The sequence below is a fragment of the Paracidobacterium acidisoli genome, from assembly GCF_003428625.2.
GTDB lineage: Bacteria > Acidobacteriota > Terriglobia > Terriglobales > Acidobacteriaceae > Paracidobacterium > Paracidobacterium acidisoli.
On record NZ_QVQT02000002.1, the window covers coordinates 196,437 to 213,581 of the forward strand.

Below are 17,145 nucleotides of genomic sequence, written 5' to 3' on the forward strand. Positions count from 1 at the left end.
TTTCACGGATCTCATGGAGCAGGAAATATCCGATTCGAAGAGTATGAAGAACACCGCCGGAGAGGGTACGCCGGCTGCAGGGCGATCTCGCGGCGGACCGGCGCAGGAGCCGGACCAGCATCCGGTTCTGACAGAAGGAAGCGACGCGGATGCCGAAACCACTGCGGAGCTTCAGACCGGAACAGAAAGAGTACAGGCCGGACGGCTCGCTGTGCGGGAGACCGTTTCCGGTCATGCGGCAGAACGACGGCCAGCAGAACAGAACGAAGCAGCGCCTTCCACTGCGAAGACGGACGCGGATGCAGATTCGAACGGCGCGGGAGCGAAGACAGAATCGAAGCGGCATACGAAGCCGGAATCCGGGACCGATGCGAAAGGCTCGCAGGCATCAGGGGGAGTGGCAACACCTGCTTTCTCCGCGACGTTGTACGGTCCGCATCTGTTTCTCTCAGTGCGGGGGACCGTACATCAGAACGATCAGAGGCCGGACTCGCCGGTGGCAGCGGATACGCGGCAGAATGCAGCGACATTGCATGGCGGCACCAAAGGCACAGATGGTACAGATCGCGCGCCGGATGTCGAAGAAGCAGGTACAGGATCACCGGAAGCTGCAAATACAAATACAGGGGCGGTAAAGATCGGCGAGGCGCCGCCGGATTCCATGCCTGGGAGCGGAGTGCAGGGAATACCGAGCGGGCGGGGAGAAAGATCCGCGGACAACGAAGGCATTTCTGGTTCCAGGGCTCTTTCTTTTGTCCCTGACCGTTCGGCTTCTCCGGTGGAACAAAGAGCCGACGCCGCAAAGACCGTGGGACACGCAGCCAGCGAAGATGCCGCAGCACAGAAGGCCACGGCACGGCCGGGCGGAACCATTTCAGCGGGAGCGGCTTCCGGAGACACATCAGGCGCTTTGACAGGGCCGGCTTCGGGAACGCCTTCAGGCGCAGCGCTTCCGGGAGGGAGCATCGCGGCAGCAGGACATCTTTCCTCCGCGCCGCGTGGGATGGCGGTACAGACTGCCGCGACGGCACCCGGTCACGACGCCACAACTTCGGTGAACCCCTATGACCGGATGGATCAGCACGCCGGGACCGACTCAGCCGCAATCCTGCTCCACAGCACGCCGCAGAGCGTGACGGTCGGAGTGCGTGATCCGGCTCTGGGCTGGACGGAGATTCACGCTCAGTCGCAGGCAGGCCAGGTTTCGGCGCTGCTCACCACCGCCTCCACGGCCGCACATGCCAGCCTGGCATCACATCTGACCTCGCTCTCGCAGTTTCTCTCTGACCACAACGTTGCGATAGGCAACGTAGCGGTCCAGCATGGCTGGTCGCAGAGTGCCGGTGCAGGAACCAATGCCGGGAATGGAGGCACGGGGAATGCTCCGCACAGTCATGGTCAGGGGGGCGGCGCGGGGCCTGATGCGTCCCGCCAGGCGCAGGCTGCGCAGCACGCTGGACAGCCGGGGCCGGATCAGGATGCGTCCACGCCGGCTGCCGGGAACATCACGACGGGTACGGCTTCCCGGATCCGCGTTGTGGCCTGACACAGATCGGGACGAACGAGACAGAAAGGAAAGTATGCATATTCCGCAGCAGCAAAGAGCAGAGCTGTCATCTCTTCAGAGCCTGCATCCGGCGCCGGCGGCTTCCGGGGCCTCGGCAGAGGATGCCTCTTCGGGCTCTTCTTCGAATACCAGCGAAGCAAGCATTACCGCAAATGATTTTCTGACGCTGCTGGTCAGCGAGATGAAGAATCAGGATCCAACCTCGAATCAGGATCCGAACGAATATATCGATCAGCTGGTGCAGGTCAACAGTCTGGAGCAGCTGATTCAGATCAATACGGATCTGGGTGGAAGCTCTTCGAGCTCCGGAACGAGCAGCTCCGATGCAGCATCGGGCACGGCGGCGGCGGCCAGCCAGCAGACAATCCACGGCAACCTGAGCGCACACGACACAGGAGCCTCAGCCGGAAGAGTGGCGACCGCTCTCAGTGCGCATGTACCAGGTGCAACAGGTGAGGCGGCATCCGGAAGCGCAGATCGATCTTCTCTGCCGTCATCGTCCTCGGCGTCTGATCTGCGGGCTTACATTCTGCAGAGACTTCATCAGCAGTAAACGCGCGCTATGCGCAGAACACCGACAAAGGAGAAAAGGATGTCCTCGTTTTCGATTCCACTGACCGGGCTTGAGTCGGCGCAGACCGCGCTCAATACCATTGCCAACAACCTTTCCAACATGAACACCACGGCCTTCAAAAGTCAGGAGGCCAGCTTCAGCAATCTGTTTTACCAGGAGCTGGGCTCGACCGGCTCGGGCAACCCGATCGAGGTGGGCGCCGGCACCCAGGTCGATTCGACCACGACCGATTTCTCCGACGAGGGCAGCATCACTCCAACGTCCAGCGCGTATGACAATGCCATCAACGGGAATGGATTCTTTGTCGTGCAGAATGGTTCGGGCACCGAGTATACGCGCGACGGAAGCTTCACGGCAGATGAGAACGGGAACCTGGTTACGCTGAGCGGCCAGTCGGTGATGGGATATCCGGTGGCCAACGGCGCCGTGAATACCAGCGCAGGACTGACGGCGATTCGGCTCCCGATCGGCCAGGTGGAAGCTCCGCAGGCGACGACCACGATGTCGATGACGGCCAATCTGGACGCCTCGGCGGCGGCCGGCTCCGCCTCGGCGGTGACCGTGCCGATCACGGTGTACGACTCGCTGGGAGAGAGCCACACGGCGAATGTGAACTTCACCAAGACCGGAACCAATACCTGGTCGTATAACATCTCGATGGCCGACACGCTTTCACCGGCCTCCTCGACAACGGCGGGAGTCACAACGGTCGGCTACAACTTCGGCGCAGGCGCCACCCTCGATCCTTCCACGAACCTGACGATCACCGGACCGGCCGGGGCCGGCACCGGCACGATTGCCGCTCCGGCGATTACCGCGGGCGAAAGCCTCGCGACCTATGCCGCCGATCTGAACAGCGCCATCACCACGGCGGGCATTACCGGCACGACCGTGACCGTGACCGGCAATACGCTGAACATCTCGGGGACGAACATCTCCACCACCGGAAACGTGGTGCAGGATGCGGTCGGAACCAACACCACCGGCACGCTCAGCTTCGATGCCAGCGGGAATCTCTCCTCTCCCTCGGCGAATATCTCCGGCATTCAGTTTGCCGGCCTGGCCGACGGGGCGGGGAACCTGAATATCACCTGGAATCTCTTCGAATCGAACGGAGACGCCTCCATCGAGCAGGTATCGGCAGCCTCCGGCTCTTCGGGCACCCTGCAGAACGGCTACACCAGCGGCCAGTACAGCGGCTTCACGGTGGACTCGAGCGGTGTGATCTCTGCCACGTACGACAACGGCCAGACGGCTGCGGTGGGTCAGCTTGCGCTGGCCAGCGTGATCAATGAACAGGGCCTGCAGCTGGATGCGGGCAACAGCTACCAGACAACGGCAGCCTCCGGAGCGGCGACGATCGGGGTGGCCGGGACCGACGGACTGGGATCGATCGAGGGAAAAGCGCTCGAGGGATCGAACGTGAATATCTCGAACGAGTTCTCGAACCTGATCGTGGAACAGCAGGCCTACGGCGCAAGCTCCAAGGCCGTCACCACCTTCGATCAGATCGCGCAGGAAACAATAAATATGATCCATTGAAACTGACAGGCAGCACACGGACACTCCAGCGGCGGTATCTCTTTGATGTCGCCGCTTTTTATTAGAAACTGCTTATCTTTTTGCCTCATTTTCGGTCACATATCTGCACTTCAGTCCGGCATCATGCCACCCGATGCCGAGATTCCCGCTACCCCCACAGTCGCCTCCCAGGAGCATGCCGGACCAGCCCCTTTGGTGCCGACCGAAAGTGCGACTGCCGCAAAGGACCCTCTCTCTCCGGAATCGGTGCTGAGCCGCCTTCCCGTGCAGATGGACGTTCTGGTTCCGGTTCCGGGCTTTCGCGTGGAAGACCTGCTTGCGCTCGAAAAAGGCCGCGTGCTCGAAACGGTGTGGGCCAGCGGCGACGATCTGCCCGTGCGGGGCGGTGGTGTGCAGCTGGTCTGGTCCGAGTTCGAGGTGGTGGAACAAAAACTCGCCGTGCGCGTAACGCGCCTGGTGTAAGAACCCGCGATGCAAAGGATCAGAGAGAAAGAACTCGTCATGCAGCTGAGTACGGTGCCGCTCTTCGCGTGGTGCGCAAAGGCTGTCCATGCCCTGAAGGCTGCAGCGCGCAGCGCGAGCCGAAGACAGATGCACCGGGAGACGCGGCTGAGTATCGAGGAGCGTCTGCCTCTGGGCCAGCGGAAGGCTCTGATGCTGGTGAGCTGCTGCGGCCGGCAGATGCTGATCGCGGTCTCCGATGAGACGATCACGCCTCTGATGGAAGTGACGGAGGCAGCACCGACCACCGGCCGGAGCCGGATCGCCGCGATACCGCGCAGCGCGGCGAGAGAGTCGCGAACAGATCCGACGGCGGTTTCGCTGACCGATCCGGCAATGGATTCCAGGGATTCCAGGACTGTGCAGAGAAAAGAGCGGAACAGGAGCGAGGCCCGATGAGCGCAGCACTGCTGATGAGCGCCGTGGCTGCCACGCCCGGCCTGCTTCCGCTGCCGGGACTGGACAGCCGTCTGGCAGCAGGGGGCAATTCCGTTCCCTGGACGATTGTCTTCACGCTGACGCTGCTGACGCTGCTGCCGGCGATCGTGCTGTCGATGACGCCGATGGTGCGCCTGCTGGTGGTCTTTCACTTTCTGCGCCAGGCGCTGGGGACGCAGACGGCACCAAGCAATCAGGTGCTGATGGGGCTGGGGCTGATGATGACCTGGTTTCTGATGCAGCCGGTGCTGCTGCAGGTGGATCAGCAGGCGGTCGAGCCCTTCCGTCACGGACAGATCACCGGATGGGAGGCGATCGAGCGCGGTGCCGGGCCGCCGAAGACTTTCATGCTGCGCTATGCGCGGGAGAAGGATCTGGCGCTGTTTACGGCGGCCTCCCAGACCAGCCGTCCGGCAAAGCCGGAGAATCTGCCGCTGCAGGTGGTGATTCCGGCTTACATGCTCTCCGAGCTGAAGGCCGGATTCGAGATCGGCGCGGTGCTGTTTCTGCCCTTCCTGCTGGTGGATATGGTGGTGGCCTCGATTACCACCTCGATCGGCATGTTTCAGCTGCCGCCGGTGGTGATCTCGACGCCGCTGAAGATTCTGCTCTTTGTGATGGTGGACGGCTGGAACCTGCTGGCCGGGTCGCTGCTGAAGAGTTTTTAGTGTGCGGTGCAACGTTCCCAGGGAGGAAACGATGAGCCCGGACCAGGCGGCGGAGCTGATGCGGCATCTGCTGCGCGAAGCTCTCATTCTCGGCGCGCCCGTGCTGATTGCGGCGAGCGCGACAAGCTTTCTGCTGAGTCTCTTTCAGACGCTGACCTCGCTGCAGGATCAGACACTCTCGATCGTGCCGCGCCTGCTGGTGGTGATGGCGCTTCTGATCGCCGGGATGCCGTGGTTTCTCGGCCGGCTGATCAGCTATACCAGCAGCCTCTTTCTCGACTTCCATCGCTTTCTGGGGCAGGGATGATCGCGTCCGGAGCAGGGATGCCATCCGCGCCCGGCTGGCCACGATTTCTGTCGGCCATGGTGCTGGTGATGGTACGGCTGAGCGGGCTGATGGTCTTCGCTCCTGTCTTCTCGTCCGAAGCGATTCCGGTACGAGTGAAAGCGCTCTTTGTGCTGGCAGTCAGCATCCTGATCGCTCCGGCGGTGGCCGGTCTGCCTCTGGCGCAGGCGCGGATCGGCGTACTTCCGGTTCTGGGAGAGCTGAGCGTGGGGCTCATCTTCGGGCTTTGCCTCAGCCTGCTTGACGAGATGCTGCTCTTTACCGGGCAGATACTGGGTATCCAGTTCAGCTTTTCTCTGGTCAACCTGCTCGATCCGAATTCAAAGGTGGAGACGCCGCTGCTGGGGCAGGCGCTCTCGCTGCTGGGCACGCTGGTGCTGCTGGCCGCGGGGCTGCACCGCACACTGCTGGCGGCGCTGCTGCGCAGTTTTGCCTGGGCTCCGCTGGGAGGGTTCGCCATGGATTCGCATCCGGGGGTGGTGCTGCCGCAAATGGCTGCGGGCATCTTTCTCGCTGCGCTGCAGCTGGCCGCTCCGGTGCTGGCGGCGACCATGCTGGTCGAATTTGCCGTGGCCATGGTGGGGCGGCTTTCGCCGCAGCTGCCGGTGATGTCGGTGGCGATTCCGCTGAAGACGATCTGCGGTTATGTGGTCCTGATCGGCTCTCTTGCGCTGTGGCCGCGCTTTATCGAAGCCAGGTTTGACAGCCTGCTCACCGCTGCCGCCGAGCTGGTACGGCATTCGGCAGTGCAGCCGGGGTTGCGATGAGCGCCGAGCAGACAGAACGGGCAACACCGCGGCGGCGGCAGAAGGCCGAGGAGCAGGGAGACCGTGTCCTCAGCCGGGAGATGCTCTCGGCCTGCGGCATGCTGGCCAGTGTTCTGGCTCTGGGATGGGCGGCCGAGTCGTGGGTGATGCGATGGCGCGGAGCCTATGACGACTTTCTTTCTCTCGGCTCTCCGGCCGTGTGGCACGAAGGCCGGACGATGGAGGTGATCCTCGCGCTGCGCAGAACCACGGTCGTGGCGCTGCTGCCGCTGGTGACGGTGCTGCTGCCCGGAGTCGCGGCGGTGCTGCTCTGCGGGATCGCGCAGAATCGCGGACTGCGGTTCCATGCCGAAGCGCTGCAGCCGAAGTGGTCGCGGTATAACCCGGTGACCAATCTGAAGAACATCTTCTCGCTGCGCGGCGCCGCTCGCCTCGCGAAGACGCTGATCCCGGTCGCAGCGCTGCTGTGGATGGCTCAAAAGCTGACGATGGAGCAGCTCACGTATCCGGTGCTCAGCCTGGCACGGATGCCGGCGCTCTTTGGAGAAGCCTGGCGGCTGCTGCAGGATACGGCGTGGATTCTTTTTGCCTGGTCGGCCATCGATTACCTGGTCGAATGGCGAAGCCGCGAAGACCGGCTGAAGATGTCGAAGGAAGAGATCCGTGAAGAGCTGAAGCAGACCGAGGGCAATCCCCAGGTGCGGGGGCGCATCCGCTCGCTGCGCCGCCAGATGCGCCGCAGACAGCTGAAGGCCGATGTGAGCCGGGCCTCGGTGGTGATTACGAACCCGACGCATTATGCCGTCGCGCTGAGCTTCGACTTCGACACGATGGAGGCTCCGAAGGTTCTGGCGAAGGGCCGGGATCTGCTTGCAGAGCAGATCAAAAGCGAGGCCCGATGGGCCGGAGTGCCCATCGTCGAGAACCCGCCGCTGGCCCGCTCACTCTACCGGCACGTCGAGCCGGGACAGGCGATTCCACACGATCTTTACGCCGCCGTGGCCGCGATTCTCGCATGGCTCTATCGCCGCCAGGTGGAAGAGCGCATTCGCCAGGAACAGCTGCGGGAGCAGGCGAAGAAGCGGCAGGCCAGGGCCGCCCAGGATGCCGCACAGGCAGCCACCATGCAACACGCTTATTCGGGAGGAGAACAACCATGAGTACTGCAACGCTTCTGCCTGCGGCCACGCCGAAGCATGGCGGATTCATTCATCGGCTGAGAGAAGTGGCGCTGCCGGCCGGCGCCATCAGCGTGATCTTCGTCATGCTGATTCCGATTCCGGCACTGCTGATGGACCTGCTGCTGGCCTGTTCGATGGCGGCCTCGGTGCTGGTCTTTCTGTCGGCGGTGCAGGTGAGAAAGGCGGTGGACTTCTCCGTCTTTCCGACCCTGCTTCTGCTGCTGACCCTCTTCCGCCTCTCACTCAACATCGCCTCGAGCCGCCGCATTCTTCTGCATGGCAGCGAAGGAACAGCCGCGGCCGGCAAGGTCATCGAGGCCTTCGGGCAGTTCGTGGTGGGCGGCAATTATGTCGTGGGTTTCGTGCTCTTTCTGGCGCTGATCGCGATTCAGTTTCTGGTGGTCAGCCACGGCGCGGTGCGCACCGCGGAAGTGACGGCCCGCTTCACCCTCGACGCGCTGCCCGGCAAGCAGATGGCGATCGACGCCGACATGAATGCGGGCCTGATCGATGAGGCCACGGCCAGAAAGCGCCGCCAGGCGCTGGCTCAGGAGTCGGAGTTTTACGGCGCAATGGATGGCGCGGCGCGCTTCAACCAGCGCGATTCGCTGGCCACGATCCTGATCACCTCGATCAACATCGTGGCCGGGCTGCTGATCGGCACGCTGCAGCAGGGAGTGGCGGTCAGCGAAGCGCTTAAAACCTACACCACGCTGACGGTGGGCGACGGTCTGGTGACGATGATCCCTTCGCTGCTGGTCTCGGTGGCGGGCGGCATTGTGCTGACCCGGGCATCGACCTCCGGAGCGCTGTCGAGCGAGCTGGGAAGCCAGCTCTTTCGCCGCGGCACCACGCTGTACATCGCAGGAGGCGTGCTGGCTGCGCTGTGTCTGGTCCCGGGGCTTCCGAAGCTGGCCTTTCTTCTGCCGGCAGCCAGCCTGATGGCATTGGGGCGAAGGATGGAGAAGCGTCCGGAGGCGGATGCCGCACCACAGGAGACGGCAAAGAAGGCCGACGCCAGAGCGCGGGGCGAGGAGATGGCTTCGCTGCTCAAAATGGACGAGCTGAGCCTCGAGATCGGCTTCCAGCTCATCCCGCTGGTAGATGAAAAACAGGGTGGACAGCTGCTGACCCGGGTGCGGATGCTGCGCCGCCATCTGGCCGGCGATCTCGGTTTTCTGGTGCCTCCCGTGCATATCTCCGACAATCTGCGGCTGAAGCCGCGGGAGTATGTCTTCTCGCTGCGCGGCATGGAGATCGGCCGGTGGCAGACGGAGGGAAGCTCGCTGCTCGCGGTCAGCAGCGACGCGCAGCCCCGTCCGCTGCCCGGCAGGGAGACACGGGAGCCGGCCTTCGGCCTGCCCGCGAAGTGGATTCAGCCGGCGCTCGAGGACCAGGCGCTGGCGGCCGGATATTCCGTGGCCGATCCGGTCACGCTGGTCAGCACGCATCTGGGCGAGATGATCCGCCAACATGCGCACGAGCTGCTGACGCGCGCGGAGACGAAGCGGCTGCTCGATGCCCTGAATGAAAGCCATCCGAAGCTGGTCGAAGAGCTGGTGCCGAAGACGCTTTCTCTCGGCGAGGTGCAGAAGGTGCTGCAGCAGCTGCTGCGCGAACAGGTCTCGATCCGCGATCTGGGGACGATCCTTGAAACGCTGGTCGAAGCGGCGCCGCAGAACCGCAGCCTCGCGTATCTGGTGGAGGCCACCCGCCAGGCGCTGGGACGGCGCGTGGTGCAGCCGCTGCTCGACGGCGACGGCACGCTGCGGGTCGTGGTTCTCGATCCTGCGATCGAGGAGGAGCTGGCAGCGGCCTGTCATCCGGAGGGCGCGGCGCGCCTCTCCGCCGATACCCGTGGGCCGTCGACGCCGGTCATCCGCCGCATCGCCGATTCTTTGAAACAGCTAATCGGTTCCGGCACATCTTCGGCACGTCCCGTGCTCCTTTGTCAGAGTCCGGCCCGATATTACCTGCGGCGCTGGCTTGAGCCTGTGATGCCGAAGATCAGCGTTCTTTCGCCTGCCGAGATCTCCCCCGAAGTCCGGCTGCGATCGATCGGAGTGGTGCGGTGATCGCCGGCGCAGAGAAAAAGCGGAGCAGGAAGAGAACAGCCGTCGGGAAAGTCACGGTCAGGCCGGATACGGACAGGACAGATATGGAAAACACGGTGCGGGCGCAGAGGATTTCAGGAACCGAGGTACGGCCGGCCTCCGTGGAGCTGACGCTCCGCGAGGCTGCATTCCAGGAAGGCGCGGTTCTGAGGCTTTCCACCGCCCCGGCCGATGCCGGAGGAGATTTCGCAGAAGAGGCGGCCAGAGCCACAGGATATGCGGGCGAGAACTCCCAGTCCGAACAGGAGAGGCTGATGGTTGAGCATCTGCCTATCGTGCGTTATCTGGCGAGGCGTATCCACGAACGGCTTCCTCAGCATGTGGAGATGGAAGATCTGGTAAGCGCGGGCGTACTGGGTCTGATTGACGCCTTTCAGAAGTTCGACCCGGCCAAGAAGGTACAGTTTCGCAGCTACGCGCAGTTCCGCATCCGCGGCGCCATTCTGGACAGCCTGCGCACGCTTGACTGGGGTCCGAGAGATCTGCGGCGCAAAGGCCGCGCTGTGGAAGAAGCGATTCGCAGGCTGACGGCAAGGATGGGGCGCGCGCCGTCGGAGACCGAGATTGCGGCCGAGCTTGAGATGGAGCTGAGCGATTATCAGCAGCTTCTGGGCGAGCTGAAGGGGCTTGAGATCGGCACGCTGCACATGGAGCGGGCCGAGGATTCGGGCGAAGAGGAGCTCGCCTATATTCCGAACCGGCCGGAGGATGATCCCCTCTTTCGCTGTCTGCACGGAGAGCTGCGGGAGCGGCTGGTGGAGGCCATTGAGCAGCTCCCGGAGCGGGAGCGGCTGGTGATGACGCTGTACTACTACGAAGAGATGACGATGAAGGAGATCGGGCTGACGCTGGGTGTCGTCGAGTCGCGGGTCTCTCAGATTCACGCCGGCGCCGTGCTGCACCTTCGTGCGCTGCTGGCCGACTTTGCGGCAAAGGGCGCGAAACGCCCCGCAGGCACAGCATGGCGGGCACCTCGTACGCGGGCCGGTCACTGACAGGACGGATGATGGAAAAGAAAGCACTCAAGCAGAATGAGATCGATGAGCTCTTCCAGGCGGCGCGGGCGCGCAGGCAGTCGACCGTCCAGGAGAACAGGAGCCATGTCCAGCCTTACAGCTTCAACCGTGCCGGACAGATCAGCAACGAGCAGCTTCGCGCCATCAGCCTGCTCAACGACATGTTTGCCCGGAATCTCACCCACAACCTGGGCGCATGGCTGCGCAGCCGCTTTCAGGTCAATCTGGTCTCTGCCGAGCAGATGCCGTTCAACGAGTTTATGCTCCGCATTCCGGAGCTGGCCTATATCTGCTCGGTACGTCTGGAGCCGCTGCGTGCGGTCTCGGTGCTGCAGATGGATCTTGCGCCGGCTCCCTCGATCGTCGATCTGCTGCTGGGCGGCGAAGGCCGCTCCGGACAGCTGCGCGAGCTGACCGACATCGAAGAGTCGATTCTGTCGAGCGTCGTCGAAGCGATCTGCCGCGAGCTGAGCAGCGCCTGGCAGCCGGTGGGGCTGAACTTCCACTTTGAGCGCCGCGAGATGCAGACGCAGGTGGCGCGGCTGATGCCGGTCTCGGAGAAGACGCTCTGCCTGAGCTTCGAGATTCGCATGGCCGAAGCCAGCGGTCTGCTGAATCTGGCCTTTCCGGCGGTGGTCTCGAATACGATTCTGCGGCGGCTGAGCGGCGACTGGACTCGGCAGCGCCAGCATCCGGCCGAGATTCGCGAGCGCATGCGAAAGCGTCTGGCGCATGCCCGCTTCGGCGCTGCGCTGCAGCTGCCCCCGATGCGCCTCGCGGCACAGGAGCTGGAGCGTCTCGAGGAGGGCATGATCCTGCGCCTGCCTCTGGGCGCGCATCACCCGGCGGAGTTTCGCATCGCCGGCATTTCACGCTTCCAGGCGGTAGCGGTCAGACACGGAGAGCAGCGCGGGGCCCACCTGGTTTCCTACAGAGAGGACACGGGAGACTAAATGAAGAACTTTCTGGATGAGTTTCTGGCTGCGGTCACACGGGTGCTGCAGCGTGAGCTGAATGAATCGGTTCTCTTTGCGCCCTGCGCGTCTTCTTCTGTCGATCCGGAGAGTGCCGCGCTCGAGCTGACCATAAAAGGAGAGCATGCGGGGCGTCTGCGAACCTTTGCCGACTGGGCCAGCCTTCCGCTGCCGGCCGGCGGCAGCCCGCAACAGGAAGATCAGCAGCAGGGGCAGCGGCAGGAGAGAAAAGACCGATGGGCGGCATGGCTCTGCGCCGCTGCGGAATCGGTTCCCGGAACCTCTGCGGTGGAATGCCGCGAAGTATCCGGAGAACCGCTCGGGAGCCTCGCCGTCAGCTATGAAATGCGCTTCAGCGCTTCGGCGGTACGCATCACCTTTTCCGATGAAGTGCGAAAGAAGGACAGCGGGAGAACCACACAAACGGCTGCGGCCGATTCCGGAGCTCGGGTGAAAAATCTGGATCTGTTTCTCGATATTGAGCTGGAGGCGTCGCTGCGCTTCGGCTCGCGGGAGCTGCCACTGCGGGAGGTCCTCGATCTGGGACCAGGCGACGTGGTGGAGCTTGATCGTAACGTCACCGATCCGGTGGATCTGGTGGTGGGCGACAAGATCGTTGCCCGCGGCGAAGTGGTGCTGGTGCATGGAAACTTCGGGCTGCGCGTCACCGAAGTGGCGGAGCCGCGGAGCCGCCTGGAGAGCATCCGATGCCTGTTTTAGCAAAGCCGAAGCCTCATGAAGAGGTGTCTCTTCAAAGCGCGGTGCGGGGAAACTCCGCGCTCTTTCCGGTCTGCGCCAATCCAAAGTGCGGCAGCAGCTGGCTGCGGTTATGGCGAAACCGGCAGGCGCCGGTGATCGAGGGCGGCTGGACATGCAGCGCCGAATGCACGCGTGCAGCCGTCGAAGGCTGTCTGCGGCGCGAGACGGAGGGTGCCGCCGACCTTCCGCAGGGGCACCGGCATCGTGTTCCCATCGGGCTGATCCTGCTCGAAAAGGGATGGATCTCCCGTGAGCAGCTTCGTGCGGCACTCGATGCACACCGCGAGGCAATCGCAAAAGGGAAGCAGGCGGTGCGCGTCGGTACGTGGCTGGTCGAGCAGACCGGTCTCGAGGAGCGGCTGCTGACCCGTGCGCTCGGCATCCAGTGGAACTGTCCGGTCTTTGAGATTGCAAACTATCGGCCGGAGACGGTCTGCGGCCTGGTGCCGCGGCTCTTTCTCGATGCCTTTGGAGTTCTGCCGCTGCATGTGGCTGCAGCAAGCGTGCTGTATGTGGCCTTTGCCGATCGGATCGATCGCTGTGTGACCTTTGCTCTCGAGCGTATGACAGGGCTGCGGGTGGAGGCGGGTCTGGCCGACGGCTCAGAGTTTCGCGCCGCCCATGCGGTGATGCTTGGAGAGCGCTTTCCCGCCGCCCGGCTGATCGAAGCGGCCTCTTCATCTGTTCTGACGCAGGAGCTGACCCGGGTAATCGAAGCCACAAAACCGCAGGAGGGGAAACTCGTGAGGCTGCGGGAGTACTTCTGGCTGCGCCTGTGGCATCGAAAGGGCGCGCCGGCACAGGAAGACGAAACGGAAGACGTCGTGTGCTCGATCACCCGGTTCGGATGACCAGGAGTTTCCCCCCGGGAGCCGCTCTGAAGTCCGGATCGGCCCTGCCGATAATCCGGAGAAGAAGGGGAGCACTCACCAAATGAACAGGATTCGCACGCTGATCGTGGACGACTCTTCCGTGATGAGAAAGATTGTGGAACGCGCCCTGCGCCAGGCCGGCCTTGAGCTTTCAACGGTTCTTGAGGCTGCAAGCGGGGTGGAAGCCCTGGATCTTCTGCACAGAGAACAGGTGGATCTGATTCTCTCCGACATCAACATGCCGCACATGGACGGCCTCGAGTTTCTGCGCCAGATGCAGGCCCGTAATCTGGCGCCGGATACGCCGGTGGTCATGATCACGACGGAGAGCAGCGAGGAACATGTGCGCGAGGCCATTGCGGCCGGCGCCATGGGCTATATCCGCAAACCCTTCACTCCGGAGCAGGTCAAGGACCGGGTACTCCCGCTGCTCGACGCAGTCTGAGCTTCAGCTAAACCACCGCGAAACGGAGAAGAGAATGGCAACATCGGCAAGGATTTCGGAAGCAGAGGTCTATCGTCAGCACCTTGACCAGACGGTCGAGGAGGTCTTCGGCATGATGATGGGCCTGCCCTGCTCGATCGTGGAGGAGTGGCCGGCCGAGGAGCGGGAGACGATCTCGGCGGTCATCGGGCTTGCGGGCGCGATGAGCGGGGCCTGCGTATTGCGCGCCGGCGAAAGTGTGGCCATACGCATGGCCGAGCATCTGACCGGGATGGAGATCACAGGGCTCGATCCAACGGTGAAGGACGCGGTCGGTGAGGTCTGCAATATGATCGCCGGAGCATGGAAGGGAAAACTGCCCGCCCTGGCCTCGGCCTGCATGCTTTCGACACCGACTGTAGTTACCGGAACCAGCTATGAGCTGTATCCGCAGCGCGCGGAGTTTCGCATCGAGCGCTGCTATCAGTTTGAGAGCTGCGCCTTCAGCTTTACCATCTTCTCCGAAGAGATTCGCTGAGAGCTTTCTCATCTGCGGCCGCCGACTCTGGCACTTCTTCTGCAACAGGTAAGGGCAGGAGAGAGAAACGGTGGACAGCGGCTACTATGCAGCTTTTTCCGGACTGCTGGCCCGAACCGAAGCCCTCGATTCGGCGGCCAGCAATCTGGCAAATGTGAACACCAGCGGATTTCGCGCCGAGCGCGAATACTTCCGTGATGCGATTGTCGGGCCGGATGCTCCGGGGTCCCAGCTGAACCGTACCGTCAACGACTTTGGCGTACTGGGCGGCAATCGGCTCGACCTGGGACAGGGAGCGATGACGCCGACCGGCAACACGCTCGACCTCGCCATCCAGGGCGAGGGATTCTTCGCCATTCAGACAAAGCAGGGCATCCGCTATACGCGGGACGGCCAGTTTCAGCGCACCCGGCAGGGCATGCTGATTACCGCCGATGGCGATCCCGTGCTCGATGCGCAGAACAAAGCCATTCAGATTCCGGATGGCGAGATCACGGTCGGCTCCGATGGGGCTGTCTCCGTGGGCGGCGCCGTCGCCGGAAGGATTGGGCTGTTTACCTTTCCATCGGCCTCCGACATCGAGGCGGAGGGCGCCAACCGCTATGCGCCGGTGAAGAATGCGGTGCGTCGCGCGGCGGACGGATCGATTCGCCAGGGAGCGCTCGAATCCTCGAACGAGGATGTGATTCAGGGCAGTCTGCAGCTGATCCTGGTGCAGCGGCAGGCCGAGATGATGCAGAAGGCGCTCTCCATCTTCAACGGAGAGTTTGACAAGACAGCCAGCGAAGACCTTCCGAAGGTATAGCGGCAGAGAGTGCGCGCAGATCGGCAGATGCACGGAGGAATGCGATGATTCGAGCTCTTTATACAGCGGCCAGCGGCATGAGCGCGCAGCAGCTCAACCTTGACACGATTGCGAATAACCTGGCCAACTCCTCGACCGTGGGCTTTCGCCAGCGGCAGCTGCAGTTCCAGGACATGATCTACCAGAACCTGATCACGCCCGGCGCGGCGCAGAGCCAGCAGGCGGTCTCCGCCGGTCTCCAGGTCGGTCTCGGCACGAAGTCTGCGGCCTCGGAGATCATCATGACCCAGGGAGATCTCAACCAGACCAACGGCCAGTACGATATGGCAATTCAGGGCGGAGGCTTCTTTCAGGTCTCCCGGCCGGACGGCACGCTGGCCTACACGCGCGCCGGCAATTTCACTCCCAACAATCAGGGAATGCTGGTTGATATCAACGGAAACACGCTGATTCCGAATATCACCATTCCTTCCAACGCCACAGCCATCACTATCACGCCGTATGGCGTCGTCAATGCGACGCTGCCCAGTCAGCAGAACCCGACGCAGCTCGGGCAGATCCAGCTGGCGACCTTCGTCAATCCCGGAGGCCTCGACAGCGTCGGATCGAACCTGTACACGGCGACGCTCTCCTCCGGTGATCCGATTCTCGATACTCCGGGTGGCACGCAGGGACTGGGAACCATTCAGCAGGGATATCTCGAAAACTCGAACGTCGACGTGGTCAGCGCCTTCGTGCAGATGGTGCTCTCGCAGCGCGCCTATGAGAGCGACTCCAAGGTGATTCGCGCCGCGGACGACATGTACAGCCAGGTCAACAATATGGCCCGGTAACAGGAAGAGACCTCAGAGAAGCAGGAAGAGCAGGAGAAGAACGATGCGAGCCATACCTCTGCTGATTGCCATGCTGGCTGGAAGCCCTGTCGCCCATGCGGCTCCCTGCCGGAGCGGATCGACGACCCGGATTTACCGCTACTGGGAGGATGCCGGCCTGCATCGCAGATGGGCCATGATGATCGACTGCGCCCATCCGGACCATCCGGCCCTGTTCATGCCTTCGCAGGAGACGCCCGCGGCTGGCGATGCGCAGAGCATGGAAGCGGCTCGCATCACGCCCTCTTCTCCCCAGGTGACAAACGGTATGCGCGTCACCCTGTGGCAGCGGGAGTCAGCAGCTGACATGCGTCTGACCGGAACAGCGCTCGAGGCCGGGCACTCAGGACAAAAGATTCGCGTGCGAACCGGTCTTTCCGGAACCGTGCTGACCGGGGTAGTACGCGGGCCGGCCTCAGTCGAGTTGCTGCCTGCGGCAACGGGATGGAGGAAACGATGAAGCCGGGCTTTGTTCTGCTGCCGGCGCTGTGTCTTCTGCTTTTTTGCTCTTTGCCTGCGCATGCGGCAAAGAGCAAAAAGACCCAGACGGCAAAGAGCTCTCCTCCGGATGCCGAGCTGCGCGCCTATATCACGCGGGTGAAGGCGCAGGCCAGCATCGACACCCGCACGCCGGGCTCGATCTGGAGGGATGACGGGCGCTTCTCGCGGCTCACCGCCGACGTGCGCGCGATGCACCTTCACGATCCGATCGCCGTCGTGGTCTCCGAGAGCCTGGCGGCTTCGACCGACGGCACAGTCAAGAACTCGCGCGCCTCCACTGCCAGCTCTTCGATCTCCGCCCTGCTGGGGAAGCGTACCGGGGGCAACGTGCTGAACAATCTGCTGAATCAGAACTCCTCCTCGGGGCTGAACGCGCAGGGACAGAGCGTGACGAATTCCAGCCTGAGCACGACGCTGGGCGGAGAGGTGGCCGATGTGCTGCCGAACGGAATGCTGGTGATCGAGGCCGTGCGCCAGGTGACCTTCAGCCAGCAGACGGAGCTGATTACGCTGCGCGGTCTCGTGCGGCCGGACGATATCAGCTCTCAGAATCAGGTGCTTTCGACGGCCATCACCGATCTTGAGGTGGAAGTGACCGGCAAGGGCATCATCAACGATTACACATACCGGCAGAATGCCATTGTGCGTCTGCTCGAAAAACTGCTGATCTTCTGAGGAGTTCGAGG

The 17,145-nt window shown here is 63.0% G+C and carries 20 protein-coding genes; all 20 read left to right on the top strand.

Going from position 1 to position 17,145, the window contains the following annotated elements; translation table 11 throughout:
* The first annotated feature begins 1,003 nt into the window (after positions 1-1,003).
* The 20 genes from D0Y96_RS04505 to D0Y96_RS04600 all read left to right on the top strand — a co-directional run bounded on the left by D0Y96_RS04505 (position 1,004) and on the right by D0Y96_RS04600 (position 17,134).
* Positions 1,004-1,546 carry a flagellar hook-length control protein FliK gene (locus D0Y96_RS04505; protein ID WP_147324904.1) on the top strand — a complete coding sequence of 181 codons (543 nt, stop codon included), beginning with the start codon at positions 1,004-1,006 and terminating at the stop codon, positions 1,544-1,546.
* 34 nt (positions 1,547-1,580) lie between these two features.
* Positions 1,581-2,120, top strand: a complete 540-nt coding sequence (locus tag D0Y96_RS04510) for a flagellar hook assembly protein FlgD (protein ID WP_117298175.1) — start codon at positions 1,581-1,583, stop codon at positions 2,118-2,120.
* Positions 2,121-2,159: 39 nt separating this feature from the next.
* Positions 2,160-3,683: a flagellar hook protein FlgE gene (locus D0Y96_RS04515; RefSeq protein ID WP_117298176.1), complete on the top strand. Its 1,524-nt coding sequence runs from the start codon at positions 2,160-2,162 to the stop codon at positions 3,681-3,683.
* A gap of 123 nt (positions 3,684-3,806) precedes the next feature.
* On the top strand, positions 3,807-4,145 hold the full coding sequence (locus D0Y96_RS04520) for a FliM/FliN family flagellar motor C-terminal domain-containing protein (RefSeq protein WP_158562205.1): 339 nt from the start codon (positions 3,807-3,809) through the stop codon (positions 4,143-4,145).
* A 39-nt stretch (positions 4,146-4,184) separates the two neighbouring features.
* Positions 4,185-4,583 carry a flagellar biosynthetic protein FliO gene (locus D0Y96_RS04525; RefSeq protein ID WP_158562207.1) on the top strand — a complete coding sequence of 133 codons (399 nt, stop codon included), beginning with the start codon at positions 4,185-4,187 and terminating at the stop codon, positions 4,581-4,583.
* The gene (gene fliP, locus D0Y96_RS04530; RefSeq protein WP_252263488.1) at positions 4,580-5,290 is read left to right on the top strand and encodes a flagellar type III secretion system pore protein FliP; all 711 of its coding nucleotides are present in this window, start codon (positions 4,580-4,582) and stop codon (positions 5,288-5,290) included. Before D0Y96_RS04525 ends, fliP begins: the two co-directional genes overlap by 4 nt.
* A gap of 31 nt (positions 5,291-5,321) precedes the next feature.
* Complete coding sequence (locus tag D0Y96_RS04535) at positions 5,322-5,597, top strand: flagellar biosynthetic protein FliQ (RefSeq protein WP_117298179.1); 276 nt, start codon at positions 5,322-5,324, stop codon at positions 5,595-5,597.
* Between the two features lie 17 nt (positions 5,598-5,614).
* The gene (locus tag D0Y96_RS04540; protein ID WP_117298180.1) at positions 5,615-6,403 is read left to right on the top strand and encodes a flagellar biosynthetic protein FliR; all 789 of its coding nucleotides are present in this window, start codon (positions 5,615-5,617) and stop codon (positions 6,401-6,403) included.
* The gene (locus D0Y96_RS04545; protein ID WP_117298181.1) at positions 6,400-7,563 is read left to right on the top strand and encodes an EscU/YscU/HrcU family type III secretion system export apparatus switch protein; all 1,164 of its coding nucleotides are present in this window, start codon (positions 6,400-6,402) and stop codon (positions 7,561-7,563) included. Before D0Y96_RS04540 ends, D0Y96_RS04545 begins: the two co-directional genes overlap by 4 nt.
* The gene (gene flhA, locus D0Y96_RS04550) at positions 7,560-9,659 is read left to right on the top strand and encodes a flagellar biosynthesis protein FlhA (protein ID WP_117298182.1); all 2,100 of its coding nucleotides are present in this window, start codon (positions 7,560-7,562) and stop codon (positions 9,657-9,659) included. Before D0Y96_RS04545 ends, flhA begins: the two co-directional genes overlap by 4 nt.
* 83 nt (positions 9,660-9,742) lie before the next feature.
* Positions 9,743-10,693, top strand: a complete 951-nt coding sequence (locus D0Y96_RS04555; protein ID WP_252263489.1) for a FliA/WhiG family RNA polymerase sigma factor — start codon at positions 9,743-9,745, stop codon at positions 10,691-10,693.
* Positions 10,660-11,667, top strand: a complete 1,008-nt coding sequence (locus D0Y96_RS04560) for a flagellar motor switch protein FliM (RefSeq protein ID WP_117298183.1) — start codon at positions 10,660-10,662, stop codon at positions 11,665-11,667. Before D0Y96_RS04555 ends, D0Y96_RS04560 begins: the two co-directional genes overlap by 34 nt.
* Positions 11,668-12,408: a FliM/FliN family flagellar motor switch protein gene (locus D0Y96_RS20370; RefSeq protein WP_252263490.1), complete on the top strand. Its 741-nt coding sequence runs from the start codon at positions 11,668-11,670 to the stop codon at positions 12,406-12,408.
* Entirely contained in the window at positions 12,396-13,298 is a 903-nt protein-coding gene (locus D0Y96_RS04570) for a GspE/PulE/PilB domain-containing protein (protein WP_117298184.1), read from the top strand. Before D0Y96_RS20370 ends, D0Y96_RS04570 begins: the two co-directional genes overlap by 13 nt.
* Positions 13,299-13,380: 82 nt before the next feature.
* Entirely contained in the window at positions 13,381-13,764 is a 384-nt protein-coding gene (locus D0Y96_RS04575; protein ID WP_117298185.1) for a response regulator, read from the top strand.
* 34 nt (positions 13,765-13,798) lie between these two features.
* Positions 13,799-14,281, top strand: a complete 483-nt coding sequence (locus tag D0Y96_RS04580) for a chemotaxis protein CheX (RefSeq protein ID WP_158562210.1) — start codon at positions 13,799-13,801, stop codon at positions 14,279-14,281.
* A 70-nt stretch (positions 14,282-14,351) separates the two neighbouring features.
* Positions 14,352-15,086, top strand: coding sequence for a flagellar hook-basal body protein (locus tag D0Y96_RS04585; protein ID WP_117298187.1), 735 nt, complete (start codon positions 14,352-14,354; stop codon positions 15,084-15,086).
* 44 nt (positions 15,087-15,130) lie between these two features.
* Entirely contained in the window at positions 15,131-15,919 is a 789-nt protein-coding gene (gene flgG, locus D0Y96_RS04590; protein ID WP_117298188.1) for a flagellar basal-body rod protein FlgG, read from the top strand.
* Between the two features lie 43 nt (positions 15,920-15,962).
* The gene (locus D0Y96_RS04595) at positions 15,963-16,418 is read left to right on the top strand and encodes a flagella basal body P-ring formation protein FlgA (protein WP_117298189.1); all 456 of its coding nucleotides are present in this window, start codon (positions 15,963-15,965) and stop codon (positions 16,416-16,418) included.
* Complete coding sequence (locus D0Y96_RS04600; RefSeq protein ID WP_252263491.1) at positions 16,415-17,134, top strand: flagellar basal body L-ring protein FlgH; 720 nt, start codon at positions 16,415-16,417, stop codon at positions 17,132-17,134. Before D0Y96_RS04595 ends, D0Y96_RS04600 begins: the two co-directional genes overlap by 4 nt.
* Positions 17,135-17,145 lie beyond the last annotated feature (11 nt).